Source organism: Parvibaculum sp. (genome assembly GCF_049671045.1).
Lineage (GTDB): Bacteria > Pseudomonadota > Alphaproteobacteria > Parvibaculales > Parvibaculaceae > Parvibaculum.
Genome location: NZ_JBATUH010000147.1, coordinates 1 through 5,085, shown reverse-complemented (window position 1 = coordinate 5,085; position 5,085 = coordinate 1). Strand labels below are relative to the sequence as shown.

Sequence of the window (5,085 nt, the reverse complement as noted above, 5' to 3'; positions counted from 1 at the left end):
GCGTCGATCCATGTTCCGGGCTCGGGCTGGTTCCAGTTCTTCGCCTTGCCCATGTCGTTGACATAGATCGCGGTGACGTTCTTCGGCTCCTCCGCCAGACGCATGAAGGCGAAAAGCTGCCGCACGGACGAAAACCAGTATGGGTCCGCCCTGCCCGCGATGAAAATCTGCGCCTTGGGGCCTGCATGTTCGGGAAGCGTCATCCCGCAGAAATGCCCGACGGCGAGGTCGGACACTTCGGCAGGCGGCGGCGCCTTCTCCTGCTCCGGCCGGTCGCAACCGGACAGCACAAGGATGAGAGCGCAAACCGCAAGACTCCTCACAAGCGCGTTCAAAGCTGTTTCCTCGCAAAAAGAAAAGTCGCAAGTCCGAGCGGCGCCAGAACCCACGCAACGAGCGCCGCGATCAGCACCGAGGGCGCGAGATTGGCCTGCGATGCGATCCCCGCCATGCCCGAAAAGCGGGAGACATTCGCAAAGCCCGTAAGATTGAGCAGGCGGTAGGCATCGGTCGGATTGAGCATGAGAAGCAGGTTGAGCCGCTCGGCGGTCAGTATGCGCCCCTGATCCGCCACGAGAATGCCGAGGATCGCCATGTCGTAGATCAGCACGAAGACGAGCCAGACGCCTATGGCGATGCCTCCCGCCGTGCCGCGATCGCGCACGGCCGCGCTGATGAGATAGCCGATCGAGACGAAGGCCGCGCCGAGCAGCACGCTCGTTCCGATCATGGCGGCGAATGCCTGCCAGGCATCCGTATCGCCCTCGCCGTTCACCGCTTCGAGCGTGACGCCGGCAATGCCGTAGCCGATCAACGTGGCGACGGCGAGAATGGCGACATGGCCCGCGAATTTGCCGAGCATGACTTCCCAGCGCGAGACGGGATAGGTGAGAAGCAGGGCCATGGTGCCCCGGTCCACCTCGCCGACCACGGCATCATAGGCAAGGAGCAGCGCGATCAGCGGGATCAGAAAGATCGTGAGGCTCGAAAGGCTGACGATGGTGACGGCGAGCGCGCCGACGCGCACTTCACCCGTGGGCGCGCTGCCGAGGAAGGCGAGCGTCAACGCCAGCGCCGCCAGCAGGCATGTCGTCGCCACGACCCACCTGTTCCGCAAGCCGTCGCGGAATTCCTTGCCGGCAATGATCGCGACCGATCTCATGCGTCCTCGCGTGTCAGAAAATGCGCATACATGTCATCGAGGCCGGGCTGGTGAAGCTCGATGTCCTCGACGGAACAGGGAAGCTCCGACAGCGCCCGGATGGCGGCGATCTTCTCCGTCTCCTTACAGCGAAGTTCGTATCGCGCCTCGCCGATGCGGCTCCAGCCGGCGGGGAGCCGCGCGGCCTCGGCCGCGGCCTTCGCGCCCAGCCGAAGCTCGATACGCAAGGGAAGGCCCGCCGCCCGGCGCAGATCCGACATCGTGCCGTCCGCAACCTTCCGTCCACGGTTCATGATGACGACACGATCGACCCTGCCTTCGAGTTCGGCCAGCGCGTGGGACGAGAGAAGGATGCAGGCGCCCTCCTCTCGCAATTCGCGAAGAATGTCATAGAAGCCCTGCCTCAGGGCCGGATCGAGGCCGGTCGTCGGCTCGTCGAGAAACAGCACCCTGGGCCGCCCGAGCAGCGCCTGCGCAAGGCCGAGCCGCTGGCGCATACCCTTGGAATAGGTTCCAACGCGCCGTCTCGCCGCCTGCGAAATCCCGACACGCTCGAGCAGCCTCGCATTGTCCGCGAGCGGCTGGCGCTTCAGCCGCGCATAAAAGGCGAGCGTTTCGATGCCCGTCATCGCCGGATGAAAGGCGATGTTCTCCGGCAGATAGCCGACATCCATCCGCACATGCGCCGCCGCGCGGCTGGCCGGGTCCTCCCCAAGCACGCGAATCTGGCCCGCATCGGGGCGAATGAGCCCGAGCATCAGCTTGATGAGCGTACTCTTGCCCGCGCCATTATGCCCGGCAAGCGCGACACACTCGCCCGCCCGCAAGACTAGATCGACGCCTTCGACCGCCGCGACGCCGTCATAAGTCTTCGTTACGCTGGAAAGCTCGACCGAAACTCCACTCACGGCTTCACCTCCAGCCGGCTTGCCGCCACGATATGCGGCGGGCTCATCAATGGCGCGCTGTCGATCACGCCGCCCGGATGAATGGCGGGGAACTGCGACTGCGCCCAGCGCACGACTTCCGTCGCCGGGCTGTTGAGCAGCAGCTTCGCCGCTGGCGCGCGCCAGAGCACCTGATCGAGGATTCCATTCGGGCGATAGGCCGTGTCGGCAATGCCGTCGCCGTCGAGATCGAAGGCGGCATTGTCGCTCCAGTAGTTGCCGCGCCCCGCTACCTGCCAGTCGAGAGCGCGGGTGCCGACATACATGACCTGCGTCTGATTGCCGATGAAGGCATTTTCCGAAATCCGGTTGCGCTCCGATCCCGCCGTGAAGTGTACGCCGATCCGGCAGCCCTCGAAGAGATTGTCCTCGAAGCGGTTCTTGTTGGCGTTGTAGATGAAGACGCATTTCTCGCTGCCGCGCACGACATTGCCGCTGATCTCCGAGCCATTGGCGAAATTGAAGAGCAGCCCGTGCTCGCGGTCGCCATCCGAGACATTGTCGCGGATGACGAGCCGGTCGGAATACATGATGGCGTAGCCGACATCGTTGTCGATGGAGAGATTGCCGCTCACCTCGCTGTCATTCGTGTACATGTAGTGAACGGCGAAGCGGACATCGCGAAACCTGTTTCCGCGGAAGATGTTGTTGCGGCTCGTCGTGGTGAAGATGCCGTCGCGGCCGGCGCTTATGTCGTTGCCGATGACGATCGAGCCCGGCGTGTTCCAGAGCTGAACGCCATTGCCTCTCTCGCTGCGCCGCAAATCATGCCGGCCGACGATCCGGTTCTCGCGGACCGTCGCGTCGCGCGGACCCCAGAGATAGACGCCGATCAGATTGTCGAGAATGTCGTTATGCTCGACCAGAACGCGATCGGCCGTCCTGTCGGCGAAGATCGCTGCATCCATGTCGAAGAGGCTGAGGCCCGAGCCCTTGACGGTGAGATTGCGGATCGTGACATCCGGCGCCTCGATCCAGATCGCTCGGCCATCGCCCCGCCCCTCGACGATGGCGGACCGATCGTCCGGCCCTTCTATGGTGAGCGGCCGCGAGATGACGACATTGCCCGCGTAATGGCCCGGAGCGAGGCGGAGCACGTCGCGCGGCCTCGCGCGGGCGGCAGCCTCCTGAAGATTGTCGCCCGGCCGAAGCTCGATGGTGGAGGCGAGCCCCGGAAGGATCGGCACGAGACTGAGGACGGCGATTGCCGCAACCGCCGCCCTCATCCTGCCGAACCATGACGGGCCCCGCCGCACGGCGATCAGGCCGGCTTCGGATGAACGAGCATCCGGCCGGACATTTCCATGTGCAGCGCGTGGCAGAACCACTGGCAATACCACCAGTGGACGCCCGGCCGGTCCGCCTTGAAGGTGACGGAGGCCGTCGCCTGCGGCCCGATCTCCATCGCGATGCCGTAGCGCACGAGCGTGAAGCCATGCGTCAGGTCCTCGACCTCGTCCATATTGCTGACGACGATGGTTACCTCGTCGCCCTCATTGACCTCGAATTGCTCGAGGCTGAAGGTCGGCGCGGTCGAATACATATAGACGCGCACCTTGTTGCCGTCGCGAATGACGTCCGCCGCCTCGTCGAGATCGACGCCATCCTTGGCCGCCATCTTGCGCGCATCTTCCCATGTGGGGTCGTCGCGCTTCCAGATGCTCACCGGGTTCACCTTGGAGCGGTGAACGATGCAGATGTCGTGCGGCTCGGCGAAGCTCGGCCCGTCATGCACGAGTCTCATCTTGTCGCCCGATATGTCGATGAGCTGATCGTTCTCGGGCTTCAGCACGCCGGTATTGAGAAAGCGGTCCTTGGAAAACTTGTTGAGCGAAATGAGCCACTTTCCATCCGCTTCCTTCGTCTCACCCATTGAAGTGTGGTTGTGGCCCGGCTGATAGTGAACGTCGAGCTTCTCGATGATCGGATCGACCTTCTTTCCCTGAAAGGCCTGTTTCGCCTTTTCGATGTTCCACTTCACCATCTGGCTGTCGATGAAGACGGTGGTGAAGGCGTTGCCCTTTCCGTCGAAGGCGGTGTGAAGCGGCCCGAGGCCGAGTTGCGGCTCGGCGACGACGCAATCGCGCGGCTTGATCTTGTCGTCGAAGAGATCGTCGAGCTTGCGCACGTCGATCACCGTCACGGTCGGCGACAGCTTGCCATTGAAGACGACATGGATGCCATCCGGCGCCGTGTTGCAGCCATGGGGCGAATTCGGCACGGGAATGTAGCGCGTGTATTTGGACCCGTGGCGGCCGTCAATCACTGGCACGCCGCCGATTTTCTTGTAATCGCCCTTCTTCACCGCCTCCTCGATGCGCTTGATGTTGAAGACCACCGCCCAATCCTGCTCGGCCGAGGTCATCTCCGCCACCGTCACGCCCTTCTCGGAGTTGTAGCAGGTCGAGAAGGCGTATTTGCCCTGGTAATCGGCATCGCAATTGTCGAGATTGCCATCGACCATCACCTGCCAGGCGACTTCCATCTTGTCGCCGTCGATCGCGGTGAAGACGGACCAGTAGTTCTTCTTCGGGTCGTCCAGCACCTTGCCGTCATTCGGGATCGGAATGATGTGCTCGCTATTGGCGAAGACATAGCCGGTGCGGGGAAATTTCTGCGGCCGCAAGCCGTGAATGTCGGAGGCGTTCGGAATCTCGATGATCTTGTCCGTCTTCATCACATCGCAGCGGATGCGCGCGACACGGCAATTCGCCTTGTCGTTGATGAAGATGTAGCGCCCATCATAAGTACCATCCGTGAAGGACATATGCGGGTGATGCGCATCGCCGTTCATGAAGACGCCGCCGCGCGTCTTCAGAAATTCCTTCGTCCGCTCGGTGAGCCCTTCGGTCAGGATCTTCAGGCTCTCATTGGTCTGGCCCCAGCCGGTGGCGCTGCATCTGTTGAAAACGGGGATGCGCATCAGCTCGCGCATGGAGGGGATGCCGATGATGCGCACCTCGCCGGTCTGGCCGC

General features: G+C 62.9%; 5 protein-coding genes. All 5 read right to left on the bottom strand.

Annotated elements, in window-relative coordinates; genetic code table 11:
- A partial coding sequence (locus WBG82_RS16305; RefSeq protein WP_424426042.1) for a nitrous oxide reductase accessory protein NosL occupies window positions 1-335 on the bottom strand: 335 nt, incomplete at its 3' end.
- On the bottom strand, window positions 332-1,162 hold the full coding sequence (locus WBG82_RS16300; RefSeq protein ID WP_424426039.1) for an ABC transporter permease: 831 nt from the start codon (window positions 1,160-1,162) through the stop codon (window positions 332-334). The genes WBG82_RS16305 and WBG82_RS16300, both read right to left, overlap by 4 nt.
- Window positions 1,159-2,070, bottom strand: coding sequence for an ABC transporter ATP-binding protein (locus WBG82_RS16295; RefSeq protein WP_424426036.1), 912 nt, complete (start codon window positions 2,068-2,070; stop codon window positions 1,159-1,161). The genes WBG82_RS16300 and WBG82_RS16295 overlap by 4 nt, the downstream gene beginning before the upstream one ends.
- Window positions 2,067-3,335, bottom strand: a complete 1,269-nt coding sequence (locus WBG82_RS16290) for a nitrous oxide reductase family maturation protein NosD (RefSeq protein WP_424426033.1) — start codon at window positions 3,333-3,335, stop codon at window positions 2,067-2,069. The genes WBG82_RS16295 and WBG82_RS16290 overlap by 4 nt, the downstream gene beginning before the upstream one ends.
- A 35-nt stretch (window positions 3,336-3,370) precedes the next feature.
- Window positions 3,371-5,085, bottom strand: a 1,715-nt coding sequence (nosZ, locus tag WBG82_RS16285; RefSeq protein WP_424426031.1) for a TAT-dependent nitrous-oxide reductase, incomplete at its 5' end; no start/stop codon positions are given.